Source organism: Pseudomonas fluorescens, from assembly GCF_041354075.1.
Lineage (GTDB): Bacteria > Pseudomonadota > Gammaproteobacteria > Pseudomonadales > Pseudomonadaceae > Aquipseudomonas > Aquipseudomonas fluorescens_CE.
On sequence record NZ_JARZGC010000038.1, the window covers coordinates 1 to 24,513 of the forward strand.

The 24,513-nt window shown below is 62.0% G+C and carries 24 protein-coding genes and 1 pseudogene; 10 read left to right on the forward strand and 15 right to left on the reverse strand.

Features of this window, described 5'->3' with window-relative positions; all coding sequences use genetic code 11:
- Window positions 1-141 precede the first annotated feature (141 nt).
- Window positions 142-933 (forward strand): AraC family transcriptional regulator, encoded by a 792-nt coding sequence (locus tag QIW53_RS26625; protein WP_371052586.1) that lies wholly within the window; start codon window positions 142-144, stop codon window positions 931-933.
- A 115-nt stretch (window positions 934-1,048) separates the two neighbouring features.
- Here the strand turns inward: QIW53_RS26625 and QIW53_RS26630 are convergent, their stop codons facing one another.
- Both QIW53_RS26630 and QIW53_RS26635 read right to left on the reverse strand, forming a co-directional pair.
- The gene (locus QIW53_RS26630; RefSeq protein WP_371052605.1) at window positions 1,049-1,816 is read right to left on the reverse strand and encodes a methyl-accepting chemotaxis protein; all 768 of its coding nucleotides are present in this window, start codon (window positions 1,814-1,816) and stop codon (window positions 1,049-1,051) included.
- A 90-nt stretch (window positions 1,817-1,906) separates the two neighbouring features.
- Window positions 1,907-2,995: pseudogene (locus QIW53_RS26635) on the reverse strand (cache domain-containing sensor histidine kinase); the annotation flags it as partial.
- A 442-nt stretch (window positions 2,996-3,437) separates the two neighbouring features.
- Here QIW53_RS26635 and QIW53_RS26640 point away from each other — a divergent pair.
- A complete protein-coding gene (locus QIW53_RS26640) occupies window positions 3,438-4,331 on the forward strand; it encodes a PA4780 family RIO1-like protein kinase (protein WP_371052587.1) in 894 nt (297 codons plus the stop codon).
- Window positions 4,332-4,380: 49 nt separating this feature from the next.
- On the opposite strand, the gene cueR is transcribed toward QIW53_RS26640, so the two are convergent.
- From cueR to QIW53_RS26655, 3 genes are all read right to left on the reverse strand, one after another.
- The gene (gene cueR / locus QIW53_RS26645) at window positions 4,381-4,779 is read right to left on the reverse strand and encodes a Cu(I)-responsive transcriptional regulator (RefSeq protein ID WP_371052588.1); all 399 of its coding nucleotides are present in this window, start codon (window positions 4,777-4,779) and stop codon (window positions 4,381-4,383) included.
- Window positions 4,776-7,169: a heavy metal translocating P-type ATPase gene (locus QIW53_RS26650; RefSeq protein ID WP_371052589.1), complete on the reverse strand. Its 2,394-nt coding sequence runs from the start codon at window positions 7,167-7,169 to the stop codon at window positions 4,776-4,778. Before QIW53_RS26650 ends, cueR begins: the two co-directional genes overlap by 4 nt.
- A gap of 87 nt (window positions 7,170-7,256) precedes the next feature.
- Window positions 7,257-7,640: a hypothetical protein gene (locus tag QIW53_RS26655; RefSeq protein WP_371052590.1), complete on the reverse strand. Its 384-nt coding sequence runs from the start codon at window positions 7,638-7,640 to the stop codon at window positions 7,257-7,259.
- A 149-nt stretch (window positions 7,641-7,789) separates the two neighbouring features.
- Between QIW53_RS26655 and QIW53_RS26660 the strand changes: the two genes are divergently transcribed.
- Window positions 7,790-7,987: a cation transporter gene (locus QIW53_RS26660; protein ID WP_192307824.1), complete on the forward strand. Its 198-nt coding sequence runs from the start codon at window positions 7,790-7,792 to the stop codon at window positions 7,985-7,987.
- A gap of 130 nt (window positions 7,988-8,117) precedes the next feature.
- Complete coding sequence (locus QIW53_RS26665) at window positions 8,118-9,314, forward strand: multidrug effflux MFS transporter (protein WP_371052591.1); 1,197 nt, start codon at window positions 8,118-8,120, stop codon at window positions 9,312-9,314.
- A 9-nt stretch (window positions 9,315-9,323) separates the two neighbouring features.
- On the opposite strand, the gene QIW53_RS26670 is transcribed toward QIW53_RS26665, so the two are convergent.
- From QIW53_RS26670 to QIW53_RS26680, 3 genes are all read right to left on the reverse strand, one after another.
- On the reverse strand, window positions 9,324-9,494 hold the full coding sequence (locus tag QIW53_RS26670; RefSeq protein WP_371052592.1) for a hypothetical protein: 171 nt from the start codon (window positions 9,492-9,494) through the stop codon (window positions 9,324-9,326).
- Between the two features lie 135 nt (window positions 9,495-9,629).
- Window positions 9,630-10,643: a zinc-binding alcohol dehydrogenase family protein gene (locus tag QIW53_RS26675; protein WP_371052593.1), complete on the reverse strand. Its 1,014-nt coding sequence runs from the start codon at window positions 10,641-10,643 to the stop codon at window positions 9,630-9,632.
- 32 nt (window positions 10,644-10,675) lie between these two features.
- Window positions 10,676-10,969 (reverse strand): putative quinol monooxygenase, encoded by a 294-nt coding sequence (locus QIW53_RS26680; protein ID WP_371052594.1) that lies wholly within the window; start codon window positions 10,967-10,969, stop codon window positions 10,676-10,678.
- A gap of 119 nt (window positions 10,970-11,088) precedes the next feature.
- On the opposite strand from QIW53_RS26680, the gene QIW53_RS26685 reads away from it, so the two are divergent.
- Together QIW53_RS26685 and QIW53_RS26690 are read left to right on the forward strand one after the other, a co-directional pair.
- Window positions 11,089-12,018 (forward strand): LysR family transcriptional regulator, encoded by a 930-nt coding sequence (locus QIW53_RS26685; RefSeq protein ID WP_192307829.1) that lies wholly within the window; start codon window positions 11,089-11,091, stop codon window positions 12,016-12,018.
- Between the two features lie 314 nt (window positions 12,019-12,332).
- Window positions 12,333-13,070: an ArsR/SmtB family transcription factor gene (locus QIW53_RS26690; RefSeq protein ID WP_371052595.1), complete on the forward strand. Its 738-nt coding sequence runs from the start codon at window positions 12,333-12,335 to the stop codon at window positions 13,068-13,070.
- Between the two features lie 38 nt (window positions 13,071-13,108).
- On the opposite strand, the gene QIW53_RS26695 is transcribed toward QIW53_RS26690, so the two are convergent.
- Window positions 13,109-14,062 carry an adenosine deaminase gene (locus tag QIW53_RS26695; RefSeq protein WP_371052596.1) on the reverse strand — a complete coding sequence of 318 codons (954 nt, stop codon included), beginning with the start codon at window positions 14,060-14,062 and terminating at the stop codon, window positions 13,109-13,111.
- Between the two features lie 209 nt (window positions 14,063-14,271).
- On the opposite strand from QIW53_RS26695, the gene QIW53_RS26700 reads away from it, so the two are divergent.
- Window positions 14,272-15,360 (forward strand): calcium:proton antiporter, encoded by a 1,089-nt coding sequence (locus QIW53_RS26700; protein ID WP_371052597.1) that lies wholly within the window; start codon window positions 14,272-14,274, stop codon window positions 15,358-15,360.
- A gap of 117 nt (window positions 15,361-15,477) precedes the next feature.
- On the opposite strand, the gene QIW53_RS26705 is transcribed toward QIW53_RS26700, so the two are convergent.
- The 3 genes from QIW53_RS26705 to QIW53_RS26715 form a co-directional block, all read right to left on the reverse strand.
- Window positions 15,478-16,836 (reverse strand): 8-oxoguanine deaminase, encoded by a 1,359-nt coding sequence (locus QIW53_RS26705; RefSeq protein WP_371052598.1) that lies wholly within the window; start codon window positions 16,834-16,836, stop codon window positions 15,478-15,480.
- Window positions 16,837-17,106: 270 nt separating this feature from the next.
- Window positions 17,107-17,793 (reverse strand): SDR family oxidoreductase, encoded by a 687-nt coding sequence (locus QIW53_RS26710; protein WP_371052599.1) that lies wholly within the window; start codon window positions 17,791-17,793, stop codon window positions 17,107-17,109.
- Window positions 17,794-17,817: 24 nt separating this feature from the next.
- Window positions 17,818-18,168: a MerR family transcriptional regulator gene (locus QIW53_RS26715; RefSeq protein WP_371052600.1), complete on the reverse strand. Its 351-nt coding sequence runs from the start codon at window positions 18,166-18,168 to the stop codon at window positions 17,818-17,820.
- A gap of 84 nt (window positions 18,169-18,252) precedes the next feature.
- Here QIW53_RS26715 and QIW53_RS26720 point away from each other — a divergent pair, with 84 nt between their 5' ends.
- Window positions 18,253-18,705, forward strand: a complete 453-nt coding sequence (locus QIW53_RS26720) for a hypothetical protein (protein WP_192307835.1) — start codon at window positions 18,253-18,255, stop codon at window positions 18,703-18,705.
- 330 nt (window positions 18,706-19,035) lie between these two features.
- On the opposite strand, the gene QIW53_RS26725 is transcribed toward QIW53_RS26720, so the two are convergent.
- From QIW53_RS26725 to QIW53_RS26735, 3 genes are all read right to left on the reverse strand, one after another.
- The gene (locus QIW53_RS26725; RefSeq protein ID WP_371052601.1) at window positions 19,036-19,617 is read right to left on the reverse strand and encodes an IMPACT family protein; all 582 of its coding nucleotides are present in this window, start codon (window positions 19,615-19,617) and stop codon (window positions 19,036-19,038) included.
- Window positions 19,618-19,624: 7 nt separating this feature from the next.
- Complete coding sequence (locus QIW53_RS26730) at window positions 19,625-20,275, reverse strand: TetR/AcrR family transcriptional regulator (RefSeq protein WP_371052602.1); 651 nt, start codon at window positions 20,273-20,275, stop codon at window positions 19,625-19,627.
- 95 nt (window positions 20,276-20,370) lie between these two features.
- Complete coding sequence (locus tag QIW53_RS26735; RefSeq protein WP_371052603.1) at window positions 20,371-21,291, reverse strand: LysR family transcriptional regulator; 921 nt, start codon at window positions 21,289-21,291, stop codon at window positions 20,371-20,373.
- A gap of 138 nt (window positions 21,292-21,429) precedes the next feature.
- Between QIW53_RS26735 and QIW53_RS26740 the strand changes: the two genes are divergently transcribed.
- Both QIW53_RS26740 and QIW53_RS26745 read left to right on the forward strand, forming a co-directional pair.
- Entirely contained in the window at window positions 21,430-22,779 is a 1,350-nt protein-coding gene (locus QIW53_RS26740; protein ID WP_192307839.1) for an aspartate aminotransferase family protein, read from the forward strand.
- A 64-nt stretch (window positions 22,780-22,843) separates the two neighbouring features.
- Window positions 22,844-24,337, forward strand: coding sequence for a CoA-acylating methylmalonate-semialdehyde dehydrogenase (locus QIW53_RS26745; protein WP_371052604.1), 1,494 nt, complete (start codon window positions 22,844-22,846; stop codon window positions 24,335-24,337).
- Window positions 24,338-24,513 lie beyond the last annotated feature (176 nt).

Genomic DNA, 24,513 nt, shown 5'->3' on the forward strand with positions numbered 1-24,513 from the left:
CGGTGGTTCAGCTAAACAGATTTCGCTGAACCACCGCATTCGCGAGCAAGCCCGCTCCCACAGTGATCGTTGGTGTTGATTGGAAAGGGCACTTGGCCTACCGTCCCACGCATCATCCACCTGGCAACACAAGGCCCCCGAATGGCGACTAACGGACAGCGTTCCCTGGAACGCGCCATTCCTGTGCTGGGCGCCTTGCCCCGCCCGCTGTACGCCCGGGTCGAAAGCCTCAACGCCGGTTCATGGACCCCCGCCCATCGTCACGACTGGGTGCAGTTTTCCTACGCGATCAGCGGCGTTCTCGGCGTGCACACTGCCGAAGGCAGTTATTTCGCGCCGCCACAGTGGGGGATCTGGATACCGGCAGGTCTCGAGCATCAGGTGGTGACCTCGATGCGCGCCGAAATGCGCAGCCTCTATGTACGGCGCGAAGACTGTCGCTGGGCCGAGAACCGGTGTCGGGTGCTGGAAGTGACACCGTTGGCGCGGGAGCTGATCAAGAGCTTTTGCCAGTTGCCGGTGGAGTACCCACAGGGCGACAGCCCGCAGGCACGCCTGGTCAGTGTGTTACTGGATCAACTGGCGAGCCTGCCGGAAGTCGGCTTCTCGCTGCCGCTGCCCCGTCACCAGCAATTGTTGGCGCTGTGCAACGAGTTGATCGAAACGCCGGAGCATCAGGTGACATTGCAGGCGTGGGCGCAGCGTCTGGGGACGTCGCAGAAGACGCTGATGCGCCTCTTCCAGCGTGAAACCGGCTTGAGTTTCCGTGGCTGGCGCCAGCGCATGCGCTTGCTGTCGTCGTTGAGCCTGCTGGAGGAGGGCGGCAGCGTGACCGATACCGCGCTGGCCTGCGGCTATGACTCGACGTCAGCGTTCATTGCGGCGTTCAAGGGGTTGTTCGGCTTTACGCCGGGGGAGTTGTTTCGCCAGTAGGATCGGCGCTGTCTCCTGTGGGAGCGGGCTTGCCCGCGAAGGCAGAGTGTCAGTTGTCACACGTATCGACTGGCACACCGCAATCGCGGGCAAGCCCGCTCCCACAGGGAGGATGTCAGGTCTTGAAGCGTCGAACCAACCCGTCCAGTTCACTCGACAACCCTGCCAAACTCTGGGAATCCAGCCGCGCCGAGTTCGCCAGATCCGCCACCAACTGCGCGTCGCCATGAATCTGGCTGATGTGGCGGTTGATGTCCTCGGCCACCTGGTGCTGCTCTTCCGCGGCCGTGGCGATCTGGGTGTTCATGTCGCGGATCACGTCCACCGATTCGCGAATCTGGCCGAAGCTGCTGCGCGCCTCGCCGATGCGTGTTACCGACTGCTGCGACACTTCCAGGCTTGCGTGCATCTGCTGGGTCACTTCGCTGGTGCGTTTGGCGAGGTTGCCCAGCAGGCCGTCGATTTCCGCCGTGGAGTCGGCGGTGCGCTTGGCCAGCGCCCGCACTTCATCGGCCACCACGGCGAAACCGCGCCCTTGCTCACCGGCCCGGGCGGCTTCGATGGCGGCGTTCAGCGCCAGCAGGTTGGTCTGTTCGGCGATCGAACGGATCGTCCCGAGAATCGACTGGATGTCGTTGCTGTCACGCTCCAGTTGCTGCATCGACTGCGCCGACTGTTCGATCTCCTGGCTCAGGCGATCGACGCTGTTCACGGCCGCATCGATCTGCTGCTGGCCTTCACGGGCCTGACGCTGACCGCTGTCGGCCGACTCGGCGGCCTGGCTGCAGGAGCGCGCGACTTCGTTGGCGGTAGCAACCATTTCGTGGAACGCCGTGGACACCATGTCCACGGCTTCGCGCTGGCGACCGGCGGCTTCGGCCATGTCGTGGGAGACCTGGGTCGAGCTCTTGGAGGTGTCGAGGATCTTGCCCGCTGCCCCGCCGATGCTCTGGATCAGGTTGCGAATCGCCGCCAGGAACTGGTTGAACCAGTTGGCCAGTTGCGCGGTTTCATCGCGACCCCGGATTTGCAGGCTTTGGGTCAGGTCGCCTTCACCCTGGGCAATGCCTTCCAGGCCGCTGGCCACGCCACGGATCGGACGCACGATGAGGCTGGCGAAACTGGCGCCGACGATGGCGAAGACCACGGCCAGCACGGCGGCGATGATGGCGATCAACCAGGTCAGTTGGGTGGCCGAGCTCATCACTTCGCTTTGCTTGATCAGGCCGATGAAGGTCCAGCCCAATTGCTCCGACGGCCAGACGTTGGCCATGTAGCGCTCGCCGTTGAGCTCGACTTCCACCAGGCCCTTGCCGGCCTTGGCCAGTTGCGCGTAACCGTCGCCCAGGCTGCCCAGGGCTTTGAAGTTGTGTTCCGGCTGCTTCGGGTCCACCAGCACGGTGCCGTTGTTTTCCAGCAGCATCAGGTAGCCGGTTTCGCCCAGTTTGATCTGCTTGACGATTTCGGTGAGCTGCTTGAGCGAGACGTCGATGTTGACCACGCCACCCTGGGCCCCCAACTGGTTGGCCACGGCGCGCACGGTACTCACCAGTACGGCGTCATCGCCCGCCCAGTAATAGGCTTCGGTGCGCACGGTCTTGCCCGGGTTGGCCATTGCCGTTTTGTACCAGGGGCGAATGCGCGGATCGTAATTGGACATTTTCGCGTCGCCGGGCCAGAACGCATAACCACCGCTGGCCAAGCCGTAAGACACGTAGGAGTAGGCCGGATGGCTGGCGGCCAGGGCCGCAAACAGATCAAACAGTTTGGTGTCGATCTCGGTATCCGGGATCTGCGCAGCGTCAGCGCTGACACGACTCTTCACGCTGGCGTCGGCGGTCTTGACCAGCGGCTGGTTGGCCAGGTACTCGACGTTCTGGCTGATGCCGTCGAAAAACAGCTGCATGGCGTTGCTGACCTGACGAATCTCGCGGCCGCTGCCGTCGACGAAGTCGTCCTTGGCATCGCTGCGCAGGTTCAGCACCACCAGGGTGGCGACCAGTACCACGGGCAAGCAGGCGATGATTGCAAACGCCCACGTCAACTTCTGTTTGATGTTCATCCGCGCTCCATATTTTCTTGTAACCCACGCAGTGCAGAGGACTCGCGGAATTATTGGCAGCCATAAACGGTGTCGTTGATCCCGATCCTGGGAAGCCGTCGTCTTCTATCGAGACGAGTGTCGGACAATTCACTTTGTTACTGATCACTTCGGCTGCCCGAGCTGGAAATTGAGGGCTGTCGAAAAAAATCCTACGAAAGGTTTGGCCTGGACTGTCGGACGGATATCACCATGCCCTGCGCGCCCCTGCTGCAACGAGTGCTGCGGGGTCGGCTATGATCCTTGGCGGTCGATGAACATCGGCGGAATTTGTCAGTTTTTTCGGCACATTGTGTGCATCTTGAACGTTCATAGGTCGGCAACCCCTCCCGCCCGGGAAAGGATTGCCGTATAACGAATGACTTTCGCGTGTTTGGTAATAAAGGACCCACAATAAAAGCTGATGAAGACTCCAAAACGCATTGAACCCCTGATCGAGGACGGTCTGGTCGACGAGGTGCTGCGCCCACTCATGAGTGGTAAAGAAGCAGCGGTGTATGTGGTGCGCTGCGGCAATCAGCTGCGTTGCGCGAAGGTCTACAAGGAGGCGAACAAACGCAGTTTTCGTCAGGCGGCCGAGTATCAGGAAGGCCGCAAGGTGCGCAACAGCCGGCAGGCCCGGGCCATGGCCAAGGGCTCCAAGTTCGGTCGCAAGGAGGCCGAGGACGCCTGGCAGAACGCTGAAGTGGCGGCGCTGTTCCGCCTGGCCAATGCCGGTGTGCGGGTGCCCAAGCCCTATGACTTCCTCGAGGGCGTGCTGCTCATGGAGCTGGTGGCCGACGAGTACGGCGATGCCGCGCCACGCCTGAACGACGTGGTGCTGGAGCCGGACCAGGCGCGCGAATATCACGCGTTCCTGATTTCGCAGATCGTGCTGATGTTGTGTACCGGTCTGGTGCACGGCGACCTGTCCGAGTTCAACGTGCTGCTGACACCCACCGGCCCGGTCATCATCGACCTGCCGCAAGCGGTAGACGCGGCGGGCAACAACCACGCCTTCAGCATGCTGGAGCGGGACGTGGGCAACATGGCGTCCTACTTCGGGCGGTTCGCCCCGGAGCTGAAAAAGACCCGCTACGCCAAGGAGATGTGGGCCTTGTATGAGGCCGGTACCTTGCACCCGGGCAGTGTCCTGACCGGCGAGTTCGCCGATTCCGAAGAGCTGGCCGATGTCGGCGGGGTGATGCGTGAAATCGAAGCGGCGCGCCGTGACGAAGAACGCCGGCAAGCGGCCCTTGCCGCAGACGACGCGCCGCCGAACAAAAGCGAAGAGCCGCCGCCTCCGTGGATGCAGTGATGGGGTAAAACAAAAAACCGGCCGCGGCCGGTTTTTTTGTGGGCGTGGTTCAGGCACAACACCCCGACGCCAGATTCTTCAGGATCGGGCAGTCCGGCCGGTGGTCGCCCTGACAATGCTCCACCAGGTCCTGCAAGGTGTCGCGCAGCTGCCCCAGCTCGCGGATCTTCTGCTCCAGTTCATCGATGTGCTGGCGTGCCAGCGCCTTGACGTCGGCGCTGGCACGCTCGCGGTCCTGCCACAGGGCCAGCAACTTGCCCACCTCCTCCAGGGAAAACCCCAGATCCCGCGAGCGCTTGATGAACGCCAGCGTGTGCAAGTCGTCATCGCCGTACAACCGATAGCCGCTGTCGGTGCGATGGGCCGCCTTGAGCAAGCCGATGGACTCGTAATAGCGGATCATCTTCGCGCTCAGGCCACTTTGACGGGCTGCTTGGCCGATGTTCATCGGTCGTCCTCCAGGTCTTTGGGTTTCCAGGTTTTCAACAGTAGCGCGTTGCTGACGACGCTGACGCTCGACAGGGCCATCGCCGCGCCGGCCAGCACCGGGTTGAGCAGGCCAAACGCGGCCAGGGGAATGCCGATCAGGTTATAGACGAAGGCCCAGAACAGGTTCTGGCGGATCTTCGCGTAGGTCTTGCGGCTGATTTCCAGCGCCGCCGGCACCAGGCGCGGATCGCCGCGCATCAGCGTAATCCCGGCCGCGTGCATGGCGACGTCAGTGCCGCCGCCCATGGCAATGCCGATGTCGGCGGCGGCCAGGGCCGGGGCGTCGTTGATGCCATCGCCGACCATGGCCACCACCCCGGTTTTTTTCAGGGCGGCGACGGTTGCGGCTTTATCGGCCGGCAGCACCTCGGCGTGGACATCCTCGATGCCGAGCGCTTCGGCCACCACTCTGGCGCTGCCACGGTTGTCACCGGTCAGCAGGTGGCTGCTGATCTGGCGGCTGGCGAGTCGTTGCACTGCCTGCAGTGCACCGGGCTTGAGGGTGTCGCCGAACGCGAACAGGCCCAGCACCTGCGGTTGTGGGGTTTGCGCAATGAGCCAGGACAGGGTCCGGCCCTGGTTTTCCCAGGCACTGGCAGAGTCTGCCAACGGTCCCGCACTCAAGCCGTTTTCTTCCAGCAAGCGCCGATTGCCCAGCGCCAGCCGACGCCCCTCAAGGGTGCCGGCGATGCCGCGTCCGGTCAGCGACTGGCTGTCGTTGACGTCCGCCACGGTCAAGCCGCGTTCGGCACAGGCGTCCAGTACCGCCCTGGCCAGGGGGTGTTCGCTGCCGCGTTGCAGGGCGCCCGCCATTTGCAGCAGGGCGGCTTCGTCCGCGTCAACGGCGGTCATGTGAGCGATGCGCGGAGTGCCGGACGTCAGGGTGCCGGTTTTGTCGAACACCACCGCGCTGACTTCATGGGCACGTTCCAGGGCTTCGGCATCCTTGATCAGAATCCCGTGACGCGCCGCCACGCCGATGCCGGCCATGATCGCGGTCGGTGTGGCCAGGCCCAGGGCACAAGGGCAGGCGATCACCAGCACCGCGACGGCGTTGATCAGCGCGGTTTCCATCGGCGCACCGTACAGCCACCAGCCCACCAGGGTTGCCAGCGCGAGCAGCAGCACTGTCGGCACGAACACCTGGCTGACTTTATCCACCAGTTTCTGGATCGGCGCTTTCGCCGCCTGGGCGTCCTCCACCAGGCGGATGATGCGCGCCAGTACGGTTTCCGCGCCCAATGCCTGGGTGCGCACCAGCAATCGGCCTTCGCCATTGATGGCGCCGCCGGTCACCTTGTCGCCGGGTTGTTTCGGGACTGGCAGGCTCTCACCGCTGATCAGTGCTTCATCAGCATGGCTCTGGCCCTCGACCACTTCACCGTCCACCGCAAAGCGCTCACCGGGTTTGACCAGCACCAGGTCATCGAGGCGCAAGGTGCTGATGGCGACCTCCTGTTCACGGCCGTCGATCACCTGGACGGCGCGCTCCGGGCGCAGCGCTTCGAGGGCGCGTATGGCGCTGGCGGTCTGGCGCTTGGCGCGGCTTTCCAGGTATTTGCCCAGCAGCACCAGGGCGATCACCACGGCGGACGCTTCGAAATACAGGTGCGGCATGCGCCCGGCAGCGGTGGCCCACTCATGGAGGCTCAGGCCGTAGCCGGCGCTGGTGCCGAGGGCGACCAGCAGGTCCATGTTGCCCGCACCGGCCCGCACAGCTTTCCACGCCGCCACATAAAAGCGCGCGCCGAGGATGAATTGCACCGGGGTAGCCAATGCAAACTGCACCCACGCCGGCAACATCCAGTGCACACCGAAGGGTTGCAGGAGCATCGGCAACACCAGCGGCAGGGCCAGGGCGATCGCCAGGATCAACGCCCAGCGCTCACGGTGCAGGCGCTGTTGTTGGGTGTCGGTCTGCGGATGTTCGGCCTGCCAGACGCTGGCGGTGTAGCCGGCGCGGGTCACCGCATCGATCAGGGTTTGCGGGGCGACCTGTCCAAGCAATTCGAGGTGGGCGCGTTCGTTGGCCAGGTTGACGCTGACGCTTTTGACCCCCGGCACCTTGCCCAGCGCCCGTTCGACCCGACCTACGCAGGAGGCGCAGGTCATGCCGTCGATGCTCAGTTCCAGACTGTGCTGCGGCACGCTGTAGCCTGCTTGTGCCACGGCCTCCACCAGTGCCGGCAGGCTGTCGCCCGGCGCCTGGACTCGTGCCTGTTCGGTGGCCAGGTTGACGCTGACTGCCGTGGCGCCAATGACTTTGCTCAAGGCACGCTCGACACGCCCGGCGCAACTGGCGCAGGTCATGCCGGCAATCGGCAGGTCGAAAGTGATGGATTCGGACATCGGTCGCGCTCCCTGTAGAAGATGCCTACAGGATCAACCTTGCCATGCGGGCAAGGTCAAGCGCCATGTTCCAGATCAAATGCGGCGTCAATAATCCAGGGATGCCCGCTTCAGGTACATGCCTTCCTGGGTCATGGCGATCCGGTACTTCAACACGTCACCGGCCTTGAGCGTGATGACCTGCGAGCCCGGTGCGAGCATTCCGGGGTTGCAACCCGGCGCCTGGCCTGGCAGCAGTTTGAGGCGCAGCGAGACATCGCCCGGCGGCAGGTTGAACGAGGTGCTCTGTTCCTGGAACAGCCGCGCCGAGAGTTGATCCTGCAGGTACACGCCGATTTCGCAACTGGTCGACACTTCCAGGCGCTCGCGGGAAATGATCAGGACGCCGTAATCCTCACCGGCAGCATTGGCCGAGGGCACGGCGGCGAACAGGCTGAGCAAGCCAAACAGGCTGAAAGCTGACCAGCGCATGGGCTGAATCTCCTCAGATGAAATCATTGATACGCGCAGCTTGGCCGAGCGCGACGCCGATTGCCAGCCCGGCAGCGAATCCCGGAACTTGACCTTGCCACGGTGGAAAGGTCGAGACTGTGCATAACCTCATCAAAAGGAGTCATTGCATGCAAGTGTTCAACGTTCAAGGCATGTCTTGCGGCCACTGCGTCAAGGCCATTACCCAGGCGCTGCAGGCGAAGGATCCCGCTGCCAGCGTGCGTGTCGACCTGGCGGCGAAGGAAGTGGGCGTCGAAAGCGCATTGACCGTCGATCAAGTGATCGCCGCAATCAGTGAAGAAGGCTATGAAGTGAAGGTCGCCTGAAACCCCGACACGGCGCCCTATGGGAGCCATCCAGCAGGTTTTTAATAGTTAGCGAGCTATCGGAATGTTCAAGGCGCGCAGGCACGGCTAGACTGTCGGGCTTGCTGACCTCTGTCCCACTGGATGCCTGATGAACTTCCGTACCATTTTGATACTCGGCGCCCTGAGCGCTTTTGGGCCGCTTGCGATCGATTTCTACCTGCCGGCCTTTCCGGCGATGGCGCTGGCGTTCGGTACCGATGAACAGCATGTTCAACTGACGCTGGCCGCTTATTTCCTGGGGCTGTCCATCGGCCAACTGGCGTACGGCCCGGTGGCGGATCGATTCGGGAGACGTGTGCCGTTGCTGGCCGGGGTCGGCCTGTTCACCGCCGCCTCCCTGGCGTGCGCCTATGCACCGAGCCTGGAATGGCTGATGGGCGCGCGCTTCGTCCAGGCATTGGGTGGTTGCGCCGGCATGGTGATCTCCCGGGCGGTGGTCAGTGACAAGTGCGATGCGGTGGGCTCGGCCAAGGTCTTTTCCCAACTGATGCTGGTCATGGGCCTGGCACCGATTCTTGCGCCGATGCTCGGCGGATTGCTGGTCAATACCACGGGTTGGCAATCGATTTTTCTTGCCTTGACCGGTTTCAGTGCGTTGGCGGGGCTGGCCGTGGCGCTGGGGTTGCCGGAAAGCATGCCCGCGCACCTGCCGCGTCAGCCGCTGTCCGGCGCGCTGCGCCAGTACGGGCGCCTGCTCAAGGATCCGGTTTACCTGGGCCACGCCCTGACCGGCGGCATCGCCATCGCCGGGATGTTTGCCTACATCGCCGGGTCGCCATTCGTTTTCATCAAGCTCTACGGGGTGCCGGCCGAACACTTCGGCTGGTTGTTCGGCGCCAACGCGGCGGGTTTCATCCTGGTGGCGCAGATCAACGCGCGGCTGCTGGCCAAGCGTGGGCCAGCGTTTCTGCTGGTGCGCACGGTGTGGATTTACCTGGCGGCTGGCCTGACGCTGCTGGCTGTCAGCTCGCTGCACACCGAGCAGTTGTGGCCGTTGCTGGTGCCGCTGTTCATCTGCATCTCCAGCCTTGGCTGCATTCTGCCCAATGCGTCGGCCTGCGCCATGACCGGCCAGGGCGCGCGCGCTGGCAGTGCGTCGGCGATGCTCGGTTGCCTGCAATTCAGCGTCGCCGCCGGGGCTGCATCGCTGGTGGGCATCTTGTACGACGGCAGCGCGGTGCCGATGGCCATGGTCATCAGCCTTTGCGCGATTCTGGTGGTGACTGCGGCGATGTTCACCCGTCGCCTGCAAAATGCCCGGGCCTTGGCGCAAGCCCAGGTCTGAGGGCGGCCCTCAGCCTGCAGCGCGGTGTTGCTGAACGGGCATCGGGTGAGGGGCGTGCAAGCGCGCTTCGAGGGTGCGGGTGAAGGCGCGGGCTTCAGCTTCGGTGCGGAATGTCACGGCGAGTTGGTCCAGGCGGACCTGCCACTGTGAGTGTGCCAATTCTTTTATCAGGATCTTCATTGCTGACCTCCTCGGTTAAAAGATTGCATCGCAGAGGTCACGATTGTAGACCCCCCTGCAAGCAAAACCATGACCGCGATCAACCCTTCGGACTGACGGCGTCGCCCCGGCGGGCGACGCGTGTTACAGCGTATTTCAGAAGCCTTCGAGTACGATCTTGCCCTTGGATTTTCCGCTTTCCAGCAGCGCGTGGGCGCGTCGCAGGTTGGCCGCATTGATGGTCCCGAAGTGCTCGCCGACCGTGGTTTTCAAGGTGCCGGCGTCGATCAGCCCGGCAACCCGGTTGAGCAGTTTGTGTTGCTCGATCATGTCAGGGGTTTCGAACAGCGAACGGGTGTACATGAACTCCCAGTGCAGCGACAGGCTCTTGCGCTTGAGCTTGGTCACGTCCAGCGCTTTCGGGTCATCGATCAATGCGAGCTTGCCCTGCGGTGCCAGCGCTTCGACCAACTGGTCCAGGTGCTGATCGGTCTGGGTCAGGCTGGCAACATGGGTGACATGGTTCACGCCTGCGTTTTTCAAGGCTTCGCTCAGCGGCTGGCTGTGATCGATCACCAGCTCGGCACCCAGTTCACGGACCCAGCTCTGGGTCTGCGGTCGCGAAGCCGTGCCGATCACCTTCAGCCCGGTCAGTTGGCTGGCCAGTTGCGTCAGGATCGAACCCACGCCGCCGGCGGCGCCGACGATCAGCAGGCTCTGGCCTTCATCGGTATTGCCTTCGCGCACTTGCAGGCGTTCGAAAAGCAATTCCCACGCCGTGATGGCGGTCAGTGGCAGGGCGGCGGCTTCGGCAAAACCCAGGGTCTTGGGCATGTGGCCGACGATGCGCTCGTCCACCACGTGCAATTCGCTGTTGCCGCCAGATCGGGCGATGGAGCCGGCGTAGAAGACCTTGTCGCCGGCCTTGAACAAGGTCACTTCGCTGCCGACCGCCTTGACCACACCGGCAACGTCCCAGCCCAGCACTTTGGGCGCACCACCTTCAGGCTGGACGTTCTGGCGGACCTTGGTGTCCACGGGATTGACCGAGATGGCTTTGACTTCGACCAGCAAATCGCGCGGGCCGGCGACCGGTTCTGGCAATTCGATGTCCTGCAGGGATTTTTCGTCGCTGATCGGCAACGAGGCGTAGTAGGCGATGGCTTTCATGAGGGATTCCTGAGCAGTAGTAAAAAGAAGGGTCAAACCAGGGCGCGCAGGCGCTTGAGGTCGAAGTGTTCGATCAGCTCGCCGGCCGAGGCGCGAAAATGCTGGATGTGCGCGCTGGCGTCATGGGCCTGCAGCGCTTCGTCGCTGCTCCATTGTTCGATCATGTAGAAGGCCAGCGGGTTGGCCAGGTCCTGATGCAGGTCGTATTGGCCACAGCCGGCTTCGGCGCGGGTCGGTTCCAGCAGCGCACGCAAGTGTCGTTCGAGGGCGTCCTGTTGACCGGCTTTGGCGATCAGCGTGGCAATGGCGGTGAAGGGCTGCGACATGTTCGGCTCCGTGAGCAGGGTTGATGACGATGGGGCAGATGATTGGCTATTTCTCTGCAAGATAAAACCCGCTAAAAGAGCAGTCTCTTTCAATGGATTTTTGATAATGGGGCTGAGCCATGTTGCGTTTCGATGACCTGCAGCTGTTTGTCCGCGCAGCGGACCTGGGCAGCCTGTCGGCGGCCGCGCGGGGTATGGACATGTCGGCGGCGGTGGCCAGCGCCGCATTGAAGCGCATCGAGCAGCAACTTGGCGCCCGGTTGCTGGCTCGATCCACACGCAGCCTGCGCCTGACCGCCGAGGGCGAAGGGTTCCTCGAGTATGCCCGGGCCGCGCTGGGCAACCTGGACGAAGGCCGGCGCTTGCTGGCCCGTGGCCAGGATCAGGTCAGCGGGGTGCTGCAGTTGTCGGCCCCGTCGGATTTCGGGCGCAACCTGCTGCTGCCCTGGCTCGACGAGTTTCAGCGCGAGCACCCGAAACTCACCGTGCGTCTGCTGTTGGGCGATCGCATCGCCGACCTGTTTCGCCAGCCCGTGGACATCGCCCTGCGTTACGGCGAACCGGAAGATTCGAGCCTGGTGGCGCTGCCCATCGCCCCGCAGAACCGACGTGTGTTGTGTGCCGCGCCGAGTTACCTGGCCCGGCATGGCGAGCCGCGCCAACTCGAGCAACTGGCGCAGCACAATTGCCTGCTTTACATGCTCGGCAGCCGGGTGCACGACCATTGGAGTTTCCACGACGGCAAGCGTGAGGTCAGCCTGACGGTCAGCGGTGACCGCTTCAGCGACGATGCCGATGTGGTGCGCTTGTGGGCGCTGTCGGGCGCGGGGATCGCCTACAAGTCCTGGCTCGATGTGGCCGCCGATGTGTTGGCAGGTCGACTGAAAGTGCTGATGCCGGAGCTGCTTTGTGAGCGTGCACCGCTGAATCTGCTGTGCGCCCATCGCGCACAATTGAGTAAGCCGGTGAACCTTCTGCGGGAAATGCTTGCCAGCCGATGTACTCGTTTGGGCGGTCAATTTCCCGGGTTGGCGGGGGCTGATCATTAGTCGCCGGAAAATAGCGAAATTTCTCTCAGGATCAATCACCACCAATGGTTTCCGGGGGGCAGGAACCGGCGGTCAACCCGCTTATACTAGCGCCGCCTCATGTGCGCAGCGTCGAGCTTGCCATGGCGAGTCCGCGTCCGAGCCACTCGGCTCTGCGGTCAATCACCGGTCTTTGCAAGGTCTGCGAAGCCGTGACTGGGGTGAGTGGATGGCTCTGCCCGGTTTATGGCGGTTTCCACGTCTTGGCCGACGACACATTACTGGTCAAGATATCTCTGAGCAGTAGACGAAACGATTCAACAGGGAGTGAATACATGGAACATGCACCTTGCATCAGCCAGATTGCCACGTTGCTGTCTGACCCAAAGCGCAGCGCAATGATGTGGGCCTTGATGGACGGCGCGGCGCGACAGACCGAAGAGCTGGCATTGCTGGCCCGCCTGTCGCCGTCCTCGGCCAGTGCGCACCTGGGGCGATTGTCCGCCGGGGGTCTGTTGAAGGTCGAAACCCGTGGTCGCAAGCGGTTCTTCCGCCTGGCCGCGCCCGAAGTCGGCGCTGCGATCGAAGCGCTGGCCAGTGCCACGATTGCCAGCACCCCTCGGGACATTCCCGAAGTGTTCAAACGCAACACACCGCCTATCCCGATACGCCAGGCGGCGCCTTCTTCGTTATTGCGCGCCCGGCTCTGCGACGATCATCTGGGCGGCACGCTGGCCGCCGATCTCTACCAGCGCCTGCTGGACGCGGGCTGGATCGAACAGTTCGATCATCGGGTGTCGATCACTCACAAGGGCGCGACGCAACTGGCGAGCCGCGGGGTGTTCGTCCAGGCGTTGGCGTACAGCACCAGCAAGGCGGCCTGCGCCTGTCCCGACTGGAGCGAAAGACGTCCGCACATGGGCGGCTCACTGGGGGCGGCGCTGTTGCAGCTGTTCATGCAGTCCGGGTGGCTGAGCCTGCCAAACGATTCCCGTGCCTTGCACATCACCTCGGCAGGGCAGCGCGAAATCCACCGCTTCGCCAAGGAAACCGAACTGGAAATGGCGTTGTAGGCGCAAGGCGGGAACGGCAGGCCCGTTCCCCTACCTGCTTACGGTTTGACCAACCGGGCGTCCAGGCTGTTTTGCGCCAGGCGTTTGGCCTGGTCCTGGGTCATGCCCAGATCGGTGTACAGCGCGTGGAAGTTCTCGGTCACGTAACCGCCGAAGTACGCCGGGTCATCCGAGTTCACAGTGACCTTCACGCCACGCTCGAGCATGTCGAGGATGTTGTGCTGGGACATGTGATCGAACACGCACAGCTTGGTGTTGGACAGCGGGCACACGGTCAGCGGGATCTGCTCGTCGATGATCCGCTGCATCAGGCGCTCGTCTTCGATGGCGCGCACGCCATGGTCGATGCGCTGGATTTTCAACAGGTCGATGGCTTCCCAGATGTACTCCGGCGGGCCTTCTTCACCGGCATGGGCGACGGTCAGGAAACCTTCGTCGCGGGCACGGTCGAACACGCGCTGGAACTTGCTCGGCGGATGGCCCATTTCCGAGCTGTCGAGGCCGACGGCGACGAACGCATCGCGGAACGGCAGCGCCTGATCCAGGGTTTTCTGGGCTTCGTCTTCACTCAGATGGCGCAGGAAACTCAGGATCAAGCCGCTGGTGATGCCCAGTTGTTGCTCGCCGTCTTTCAGTGCGGCGGCGATGCCGTTGAGCACCACTTCGAAGGCAATGCCACGGTCGGTATGGGTCTGCGGGTCGAAGAAGGGTTCGGTATGAACCACGTTCTGCGCCTTGCACCGCAGCAGGTAAGCCCAGGTCAGGTCGTAGAAGTCCTGCGAGGTGCGCAGGACGTCGGCGCCCCGGTAGTACAGGTCGAGAAACTCCTGCAGGTTGTTGAAGGCATAGGCCTTGCGCAGGGTTTCGACATCGCTCCAGGGCAGGGCAATCCGGTTGCGTTCGGCCAGGGCGAACAGCAGCTCGGGCTCCAGCGAGCCCTCAAGGTGCAGGTGCAGTTCTGCCTTGGGCAGGGCGTTCAGCCAATCGTACATTGTTGAAATCTCATCAGGTGCAATGGCGGCATTCTACAGATGCTGGCGTTAATAATTGATAAAACCTGACCGGGCGGTTCATTCATGCCATCGGGGCCGCACGAAAATGCACAGGCATTCGTGGGCTAAGGTGTAACGAAACGTTAGCGCGACGGCGCAGTCAGTAGCTCATCGCAGCGATTTCGCTCCACTTGGCACAAAGGCCCGGCATGCTCACATTTCTCAAGCAAGAACGATTCCTGCTATTGGCCCTGGTCGCTGCATTCGTCGCCTATCCACTGGAGCACTGGATGCTGCACAGCGGTCAGGCGATCGCGCTGCTGGCCGGCCTGATCCTGATCGCATTCATCGTCGCCGCCTCCATGCGCGTTGCCCATCACGCCGAACTGCTCGCGGAGAAAGTCGGCGATCCCTACGGCACGATGATCCTGACGCTGGCGGCGGTGTTGGTCGAAGTGGTGATTCTGGCGATCATGATGAGCAACGAAGCGTCACCGACATTGGTGCGCGACACCATTTACTCCGCCGTGATGCTCGACATCAACGGCATCCTCGGCCTCGCCGCGTTGATGGGCGGGATCAAGCATGGTGAGCAGTCCTACAACGATGACTCGGCGCGCAGCTACAGCGTGATGATCCTCACCGCCATGGGGGTGTCCATGGTGGTGCCGGAGTTCATTCCCGAGGCGAAGTGGAAAATCTATTCGGCGTTCACCATCGGTGCGATGGTCGTGCTCTACACCTTGTTCCTGCGCATGCAGGTCGGGCCGCACAGCTATTTTTTCAGCTACAGCTACCCGGAAAAACGCCGCAGGCAAGTGCCCGCAGAAGCCCCAGAACCGGTCAATCTCGGGCTGAGTATCGGCACGCTGGTGTTTGGCGTGGTGGTGATCGGCGCATTGGCCGAGGTGATGTCCAAGACTCTCGACTTGGGTCTCGAAGGCACGGGCGCGCCGCCGGTCATCACTGCGATTCTGGTGGCGGCGATTTCCGCTGCGCCCGAGATTTTGACCGCGTTGCGCGCGGCGCTGGCCAATCGCATGCAGTCGGTGGTCAACATCGCCATGGGGGCGTCGTTGTCGACGGTGATCCTGACGGTGCCGGTGATGGAGGCGATGGCGCTCTATACCGGCCAGCCGTTCCAGATGGCGATGACTCCGGTGCAGACCGTGATGATCTTCCTGACCCTGATTGTCAGCGCCATCAACCTGAACGATGGCGAAACCAATGCCATCGAAGGCATGACCCATTTTGTCCTGTTCGCCACGTTCATCATGTTGTCGATCATCGGCCTGTGACCCTTCACAAAACCATTGTAGGAGCGAGCTTGCTCGCGAAGGGTGGCAGACTGTTCGACAGTCTGTGCCTGGCAACACCATCGCGAGCAGGCTCGCTCCCACAGGTAGTGCGGCGAATCAGGCCCCGGCGATCAACTGCCGGGCCGCCTGACTGTGATCGGCGATCAACCCTTTGAGGTCCAGCCCCTCGACCTGGCCGTCGATCACCCGCCACGCTCCGCCGATCATCACCCGGTCCGCGCGATCGGCGCCGCACAGCAGCAGCGCCGACAATGGGTCGTGGCTGCCGGAGAAGCGCAACTCATCAAGCTTGAACAGCGCCAGGTCCGCCTGCTTGCCCACCGCCAGCTCGCCGATGTCGCTACGCCCGAGCAAACTCGCCGAGCCCTTGGTCGCCCACCCCAGCACCAACTCCGGAGTGATCGCTTGCGCGCCGTAACGCAGGCGCTGGATGTAGAGCGCCTGGCGGGCTTCGAGCATCATGTTCGACGCATCGTTGGAGGCCGAACCGTCCACGCCCAGCCCCAGCGGTGCGCCTGCCGCCGTCAGTTCCAGCGTCGGGCAGATGCCGGACGCCAGGCGCATGTTCGAGCTCGGGCAATGACAGATGCCGATGCCGGCCGCGCCGAGACGGGCGATTTCGTCCGGATTGAAATGGATGCCATGGGCCAGCCAGGTACGCGGTCCGAGCCAGCCGACGCTGTCCAGGTAATCCACAGTGCGCAGGCCGAAGCGCTGCAGGCAGAAGTCTTCTTCGTCGAGGGTTTCCGCCAGGTGAGTGTGCAGGCGCACGTCGAGGGTATTGGCCAGCTCGGCACTGGCGGACATGATCTGCGGGGTCACCGAAAACGGCGAGCAAGGCGCCAGGGCGATCTGGATTTGCGCGCCATCGCCGCGTTCATGGTACTCGGCGATCAGGCGCCGACTGTCCTCGAGGATGACTTCGCCTTCCTGCACGGTCTGCTGTGGCGGCAAGCCGCCGTCCTTTTCACCGAGACTCATCGAGCCGCGCGTCAGCATGGCGCGCATGCCCAGCTCGCGGACGCTCTCGACCTGCACGTCGATGGCGTTTTCCAGGCCCTGCGGGAACAGGTAATGATGATCGGCGGCGGTGGTGCAACCGGACAGCAGCAGTTCGGCCAATGCGACCTTGCTGGCCAGGGCGAGTTTTTCCGGGGTGAGCCGCGCCCAGACCGGGTAGAGGGTCTTCAGCCACGGGAACAGCGGCTGATTGACCACCGGTGCCCAGGCGCGGGTCAGGGTTTGATAGAAATGGTGATGGGTATTGATCAGGCCGGGCAGGATCACATGCTCGCGGGCGTCGAACACTTGTCCACAGGGCGCAGACGGTTGTTGCCCGCTGGCGAGCATTTCGACGATGACACCGTTTTGCACCACCAGACCGCCACGGGCATCGAGGCCATTGGCAGTGAAGATCGAAAGGGGATTTTTTAACCAGGTACGGGTCGCAGGCATGTTGGCCGGCTCCTCTGAAAGTGGGTTCAGGTTAGCCAGCTCAGTGATTACCCTGTCTGCTGATCCAGGGACGCCGCGGGGGCGAGGTACGGAGTGTCGAACAAAACCGCTGGGTGGGCAAGCCCGTTGCGACCTGGCGACACATGACTATCTGTGCAATTGATCTCGTGGGAGCGGGCTTGCTCGCGAAAGCGGAGTATCAGTCGCCATAAATGTTGAATGACACTTCGCTTTCGCGAGCAAGCCCGCTCCCACAGAAAAATGGTGGAGTTACCAGGGAATGACTTCACCCTTGTAGTTCACGAAGTGATGCCCGCCCTTGCCGGTATAGGCCTTCACCTGATCCACCAGCCCACGGGTGCTGGTTTCAACATCGAGATCGGCGCCTTCACCGCCCATGTCGGTTTTCACCCAGCCCGGGTGCAATGACAGCACCGTGAGTTTCTGCTCGCCCAGTTGCGTGACGAAGCTGTTGGTCATGGAGTTCAGTGCTGCCTTGCTCGCCTTGTACAGCGCCAGTTCTGGCGCATCGGGCATGGTCACGCTGCCGAGTACCGAACTCATGAAGGCCAGCACCCCGGTCTCGGGACGAATCTGCCCGGCGAAGCGCTGCGCCAGGTTGATCGGCGCCACGGCATTGGTGAAAAACAGCTGGCCCACCTCTGCCAGCGTCGCGCCGCCCGGCGTCTGCACTTCAGGCCCCTTGACCCCGGCATTGACGAACAGCAGGTCAAACACTTCGCCCTTGAGTTGCTGGCTCAACGCAATGACCGCCTGTTGATCATCCATGTCGAGTTTTTCGATCCGGACCTTGCTCAATGCCTGCAAGGCCTCGGCTTTCTGCGGGTTACGCACGGTGGCGGTGACTTGCCAACCGTCGGCCAGCAAGGTTTTCACCAGGCCCAGGCCGAGGCCGCGAGAGGCGCCGATGATGAGTGCGGTTTTAACCTTGGACATACAGGGTTCCTTGAAAAGTGACGTTCATGGATTCAATGGACAACGCTGGCCGAGCCGACGTTGCAACTCGCTGCGCAAGGCGCCGAGTTCGTCCATTCGGTTTTCAATCAGTTTCAGTTTGTCTTGCAGCAACTGCGTGACGGCACTGGCCGGGTCGGGCGACTGCCACAACGCGGCGACGCTCTTGCCGATCTCGCCAAGGGTAAACCCCAGGCGTTGAGCGGTCTTGATGTACAGCACCAGTTGGAGCATTTCCGCCGGATAATCGCGATAGCCGTTGGCGCTGCGTTGCGCGACGATCAAACCGCGTTGCTCGTAGAAGCGCAGCGTGTCACGGCTGACCGCGCTGGCCTGGGCTAATTCACCGATGCGCATCCTGACCTCTCGAAAGGGGGCTTGACCCTGGAGCATACTCCAGGCTTTAGCCTGGTTGCTCCTTGAATCGATGGAGCAATAAGGATGTGGACTTCAACGCAGTATCGCCGCCTGGTGCGCGCAAGCGCCTGGTATGACTTGATCGTGACGGCAGCGTTTGTCACGCCGTGGAGCTTTGCCGCCTTGCAGGGCATTTTGTCGAATGTGAGCCAGGCCTATGCGTTGCCCGGCGAATTGCCAGTGTTCGCGCCGCTGCACATGCTGATGGCCAATCTGCTGGGGTCGATCGTTTGCGTGTGGGCGGTGCTGCGGATTCGTGATCCGCAGGTGGTGTTTGGGCGATATGACGCGGTCGGCCGGTTTCTGTTCGCGTCCTGGCAATTGTATGCCTTGCTGCACGGGGCCAGTTCGTTGCTGGTGGTGATCCTGGTGTTCGAATTGGCCTGGGGCGTGGCTCAAGTGTTGCCGGTCCGAGCGCTGAAGCCCGCTGCTGTGGGAGCGAGCCTGCTCGCAATGCGTTCTGGCAGCCAGCCGTAAAGCCTGATCAAAAAACGATCAACCCCGTGCAACCCATGCCGGGTAAAGAACCGCGCCAGCCATGAACGGGTTATCCACAGGTTGCTCCACAGTATTTGTGCGCAAGCATGAAACGCGGGCATAAGTACCGATCTGCTTTCTTCTAAAGGTGATAAAACGCCCTAACTGATTGTTTCAAGGCCATTTTCAGCCCATGGGAGGAAGATTGAGCGAAAAATGAACAATGCCCGCAAAGCCGCATGACAGAAGGGTTACAGCGGTATGTGCTCAGGTTATCCACAGCCAGGTGCACAGTCGATGTGGGCAATGTTCCAGGTGACTCACGGTGCGTCAGCGATGCAACAGGATGCGCCCGCGACTCAGGTCCGCGAGCTGTTTTTGCAATGTCTCGATCTGCGCTTCGCCAATCGCCAGTTGTAACTCGACCCCATTTGCGGTGAAGGTTTCCCCCGTCACCAGGCCGCCCAGATCCGCTACCCGAAGTTTCACCAGCGTCAACTCTGCGAATCCGCAGGCGCAGCTCACGGGGACGCGGCTGATCAACTCGACTTTCGGCGCCGCCTGCAGGCATTTGTTGGCGCCGCCGCCGTAGGCCCGGGCGAGGCCGCCAGTGCCGAGCTGAATGCCGCCGTACCAGCGGATCACCAGCACCACGACCTGTTCGCAATCCTGTGCCTCGATCGCCGCCAGAATCGGTCGACCGGCGGTACCGCCCGGTTCACCGTCATCGGTGCTGCGATATTGATCGCCGAGCTTCCAGGCCCAGCAGTTGTGCGTGGCATTCAGGTCGCTGTGCTGGTCGATGAACGCCTGAGCTTCGGCGGGACTGCCCACCGGTGCGGCGAGGGTAATGAAGCGGCTTTTGCGAATCTCTTCGCGGTATTCGCAAAAGTCGCTGAGAGTAAAGGGCATAAGTGTCTTAAATGGTCGGGGTCAGGCCGCAGCCCTTGAGAATGATGCGGATCAGGTTGTCGCCAGCTTCTTCCATGTCTTGTTTGGTCAACTTGGCGCGACCACTGACCCGACAGATCTGCGTGGCGAAATCCGCGTAATGCTGAGTGCTGCCCCACAACAGGAAGATCAGGTTGACCGGATCGATCGGGTCCATTTTGCCGGCATCGATCCAAGCCTGGAACACCGCTGCACGGCCCTGGAACCAGTCGCGGTAATCCTGGTTGAAATACTCGGTCAGGCATTCGCCGCCGCTGATGACTTCCATGGCGAAGATGCGCGAGGCTTGTGGCTGGCGGCGGGAGAATTCCATTTTGGCGCGGATGTAGCGGGTCAGCGCTTCGGCCGGATCGTCCTCGGCGGTGAGGCTGTTGAAGGTGCTGTCCCACAGTTGCAGGATGTTGCTCAACACCGCCACATACAACCCCAGCTTGTTGGTGAAGTAGTAATGCAGGTTGGCTTTGGGCAAACCGGCGTTCAGGGCAATGGTGTTCATGCTCGTGCCCTTGAAGCCATGGCGGGCGAACTCGTCTTCGGCGGCTTTGATGATGGTCTCTTCGTTCTTCTGACGAATGCGGCTGGCAGGTTTGCCGCTGTGAGCGGGAACTTCAAGGGTCATGGGCACTTCCGGTCAGAGGGGTGGGTGCGAGCATTGCGTTGATAGCGCACCCGCAGGGGCTACGACAAGTCCCGAGGCAATAAAACCTCGCGAAGCTAGCGCGTGGCGGCCAGGCTTTCCAGAAAACTTTCCAGCACCAGATGCGCGCGGCGGCCCTTGCGGGTGACGGAGGCCAGGCTCAGGTCGTAGAAGCGTGCCTGGGGTTTCAGCGCGCGCAAGCGGCCTTGCTGAACCCAAAGGCTGGCGTAGTGATCCGGCAGATAGCCGATGTAGCGTCCGGTGAGGATCAGGAACGCCATGCCTTCGCGGTCGGAAGCGCTGGCCGTGCAATTGAGGGCCTGGTAATGGGCCTGGATGTCCGCAGGTAAACGGAACGTCGGGGCAATCGCGTCCTGACTGTTGAGGCGTTCATCGTCCAGTTGTCGGTCATCGACATAGAACAACGGGTGACCCACCGCGCAGTACAACAGGGAGCGTTCACTGTAGAGCGGTTGATACTCAAGCCCCGACAGCGCACTGGCCTGGGGCACCACACCGACATGCAGGCGTCCGTCGAGTACACCCTGTTCGACTTCGTTGGGTGCAATCATGCGTATCTGGATCTGCACGTCCGGCCCGCGCTCCTTCAATTGTGCCAGGGCGTGAGTGATGCGCATGTGGGGCAGGGTGACGAGGTTGTCGGTCAGGCCGATGATCAATTCGCCGCGCAGGTGCTGGTGCAGGCCGTTGACCTCGGTGCGGAAACTTTCCAGGGCACTCAACAGCTGCAAGGCTGACTGGTAGACCTCGCGACCTTCCTCGGTCAGGGAAAATCCGGCTCGACCGCGTTGGCACAGGCGCAGGCCGAGGCGCTGCTCCAGATCGCTCATCTGCTGGCTGATTGCCGAGCGTCCGATGCCCAGCACCGATTCCGCTGCGGAAAAACCGCCGCATTCCACCACGCTGCGAAAAATCCGTAGCAGGCGGATATCAAAGTCGCTGACTTGTGCCAGTGGATCGGGGCGACGACTGCTCATGCGCTGATTGCTCAAAGTTTAGTGATTGGCTGACTGAACATTATAAAAGTTGGATTTCATCGACTTTATCCCCGTGGCAACTTAGCTGCAAGAACGCTTTCATCTCCACGCCGCTTATTGCCCTGCGAGGTTTTGCCCATGAATTTGCCCGAGAACGCACCGACTTCCCTGGCCAGCCAGCTCAAGCTCGATGCTCACTGGATGCCCTATACCGCCAACCGCAATTTCCAGCGCGACCCGCGACTGATCGTGGCGGCCGAAGGTAGCTGGCTCACGGACGACAAGGGGCGCCAGGTCTACGACTCGCTGTCCGGTCTGTGGACCTGCGGGGCAGGGCACACCCGCAAGGAAATCCAGGAGGCGGTGGCCAAGCAATTGGGTACCCTCGATTACTCGCCGGGCTTCCAGTACGGCCATCCGCTGTCGTTCCAGCTGGCCGAGAAAATCACCGACCTGACCCCGGGCAATCTCAATCATGTGTTCTTCACCGACTCGGGCTCCGAGTGTGCCGATACTGCGGTGAAGATGGTCCGTGCCTACTGGCGGCTGAAAGGTCAGTCGACCAAGACCAAAATGATCGGTCGCGCCCGTGGTTACCACGGCGTGAACATCGCCGGCACCAGCCTGGGTGGCGTGAACGGCAACCGCAAGCTCTTCGGTCAGGCGATGATGGATGTCGATCACCTGCCGCACACCTTGCTGGCAAGCAATGCCTACTCCCGTGGCATGCCGAAAGAGGGCGGTATCGCCCTGGCGGATGAGTTGCTCAAACTGATCGAATTGCATGACGCGTCGAACATCGCCGCAGTCTTCGTCGAGCCAATGGCCGGTTCCGCTGGCGTGCTGGTTCCGCCTGAAGGCTACCTCAAGCGTCTGCGCGAAATCTGCGACCAACACAACATCCTGCTGGTGTTCGACGAAGTGATCACCGGTTTCGGCCGTACCGGCACCATGTTCGGCGCCACCACCTTTGGCGTGACCCCGGACCTGATGTGCATCGCCAAGCAGGTCACCAACGGCGCGATCCCGATGGGTGCAGTCATTGCCAGCTCCGAGATCTACCAGACCTTCATGAACCAGGCGACACCGGAGTACGCCGTGGAATTTCCCCACGGCTATACCTACTCCGCACACCCGGTGGCCTGTGCCGCTGGCCTGGCAGCCCTCGACCTGCTGCAAAAGGAAAACCTGGTGCAGAGCGTAGCCGACGTCGCGCCGCATTTCGAAAAGGCGCTGCACGGCGTGAAGGGCGCGAAGAACATCATCGACATTCGTAACTTTGGCCTGGCCGGTGCGATCCAGATTGCACCGCGTGATGGCGACGCCATCGTGCGCCCTTTTGAAGCGGGCATGGCGCTGTGGAAAGCAGGGTTCTACGTGCGCTTCGGCGGCGACACCCTGCAGTTCGGCCCAACCTTCAACAGCAAACCACAAGACCTCGATCGCCTGTTCGACGCGGTCGGTGAAGTGCTGAACAAGATCGACTGATTTCCCCTTCTATATAGAGGCGCCCTCAGCCGGGCGCCCGTGAACGATTTTTCAGGAGCCCCGCATGAGCGTAATTCCGCATTTGATCAATGGCGAACTGGTGACCGAAGGGGGTCGCACCGCCGACGTGTTCAACCCGTCGACCGGTCAGGCGATCCACAAGCTGCCATTGGCCAGCCAGGACACCATTCAAAAAGCCATCGATTCGGCCAAGGCGGCGTTCCCGGCCTGGCGTAATACACCGCCGGCCAAGCGTGCGCAGGTGATGTTCCGCTTCAAGCAACTGCTGGAACAGAATGAAGCGCGCATCGCTCAACTGATCAGCGAAGAACACGGCAAGACCCTGGAGGACGCCGCCGGTGAACTGAAGCGCGGTATCGAGAACGTCGAGTTCGCCTGCGCGGCGCCGGAAATACTCAAGGGCGAGTACAGCCGCAACGTCGGGCCGAACATCGACGCCTGGTCGGACTTCCAGCCGTTGGGCGTGGTGGCGGGTATTACGCCGTTCAACTTTCCGGCGATGGTCCCGTTGTGGATGTACCCGCTGGCCATCGTGTGCGGCAACTGCTTCATCCTCAAACCCTCCGAGCGTGATCCCAGTTCGACACTGCTGATCGCCCAGCTGCTGCTGGAAGCGGGTCTGCCCAAAGGTGTGCTGAACGTAGTGCACGGTGACAAGGCTGCCGTGGATGCACTGATCGAAGCGCCGGAAGTGAAGGCGCTTAGCTTTGTCGGCTCGACACCGATTGCCGAGTACATCTATGCCGAAGGCACCAAGCGCGGCAAACGTGTCCAGGCGTTGGGGGGGGCGAAGAACCATGCGGTGCTGATGCCGGATGCGGATCTGGATAACGCCGTCAGCGCATTGATGGGCGCGGCTTACGGTTCGTGCGGCGAGCGCTGCATGGCGATCTCGGTGGCCGTGTGTGTGGGCGACCAGGTGGCGGATGCGCTGGTGGCCAAGTTGGTGCCACAGATCAAGGCCCTGAAAATCGGCGCGGGCACTTCCTGCGGTCTGGACATGGGGCCACTGGTCACCGGGCAGGCCCGCGACAAGGTCAGCGGGTATGTGGAAGACGGTGTTGCGGCCGGCGCGAAGCTGGTGGTGGATGGTCGTGGTCTGAGTGTGGCCGGGCATGAGGAAGGCTTCTTCCTGGGTGGCTGCCTGTTCGATAACGTCACGCCAGAGATGCGCATCTATAAGGAAGAGATCTTCGGGCCGGTGCTGTGTGTCGTTCGGGTGAACAGCCTGGAAGAAGCGATGCAACTGATCAACGATCACGAATATGGCAACGGCACCTGCATCTTCACCCGTGACGGTGAAGCGGCGCGGTTGTTCTGCGATGAGATCGAAGTCGGCATGGTCGGCGTCAACGTGCCATTGCCAGTGCCTGTGGCCTATCACAGCTTTGGTGGCTGGAAGCGTTCGCTGTTCGGCGATCTGCATGCCTACGGTCCGGACGGTGTGCGTTTCTACACCCGCCGCAAGGCCATCACCCAGCGCTGGCCGCAGCGTGCGAGCCATGAAGCGTCGCAGTTCGCGTTCCCCAGTTTGTAAGTAGAAGGTCAGAAGGCCGAGCCCCCTGGGGGCTCGGCCTTCGTCTTTTGGGGCTTTTTTGACTCATGTGACAGAAATATGAAAATAGGTGTTGACGGGAGATTCTGGACGTCTATAATTCGCCCCACTTCCGGCGCAGTCGAAACGGAAAACTCCTTGGTAAACAACGAGTTACG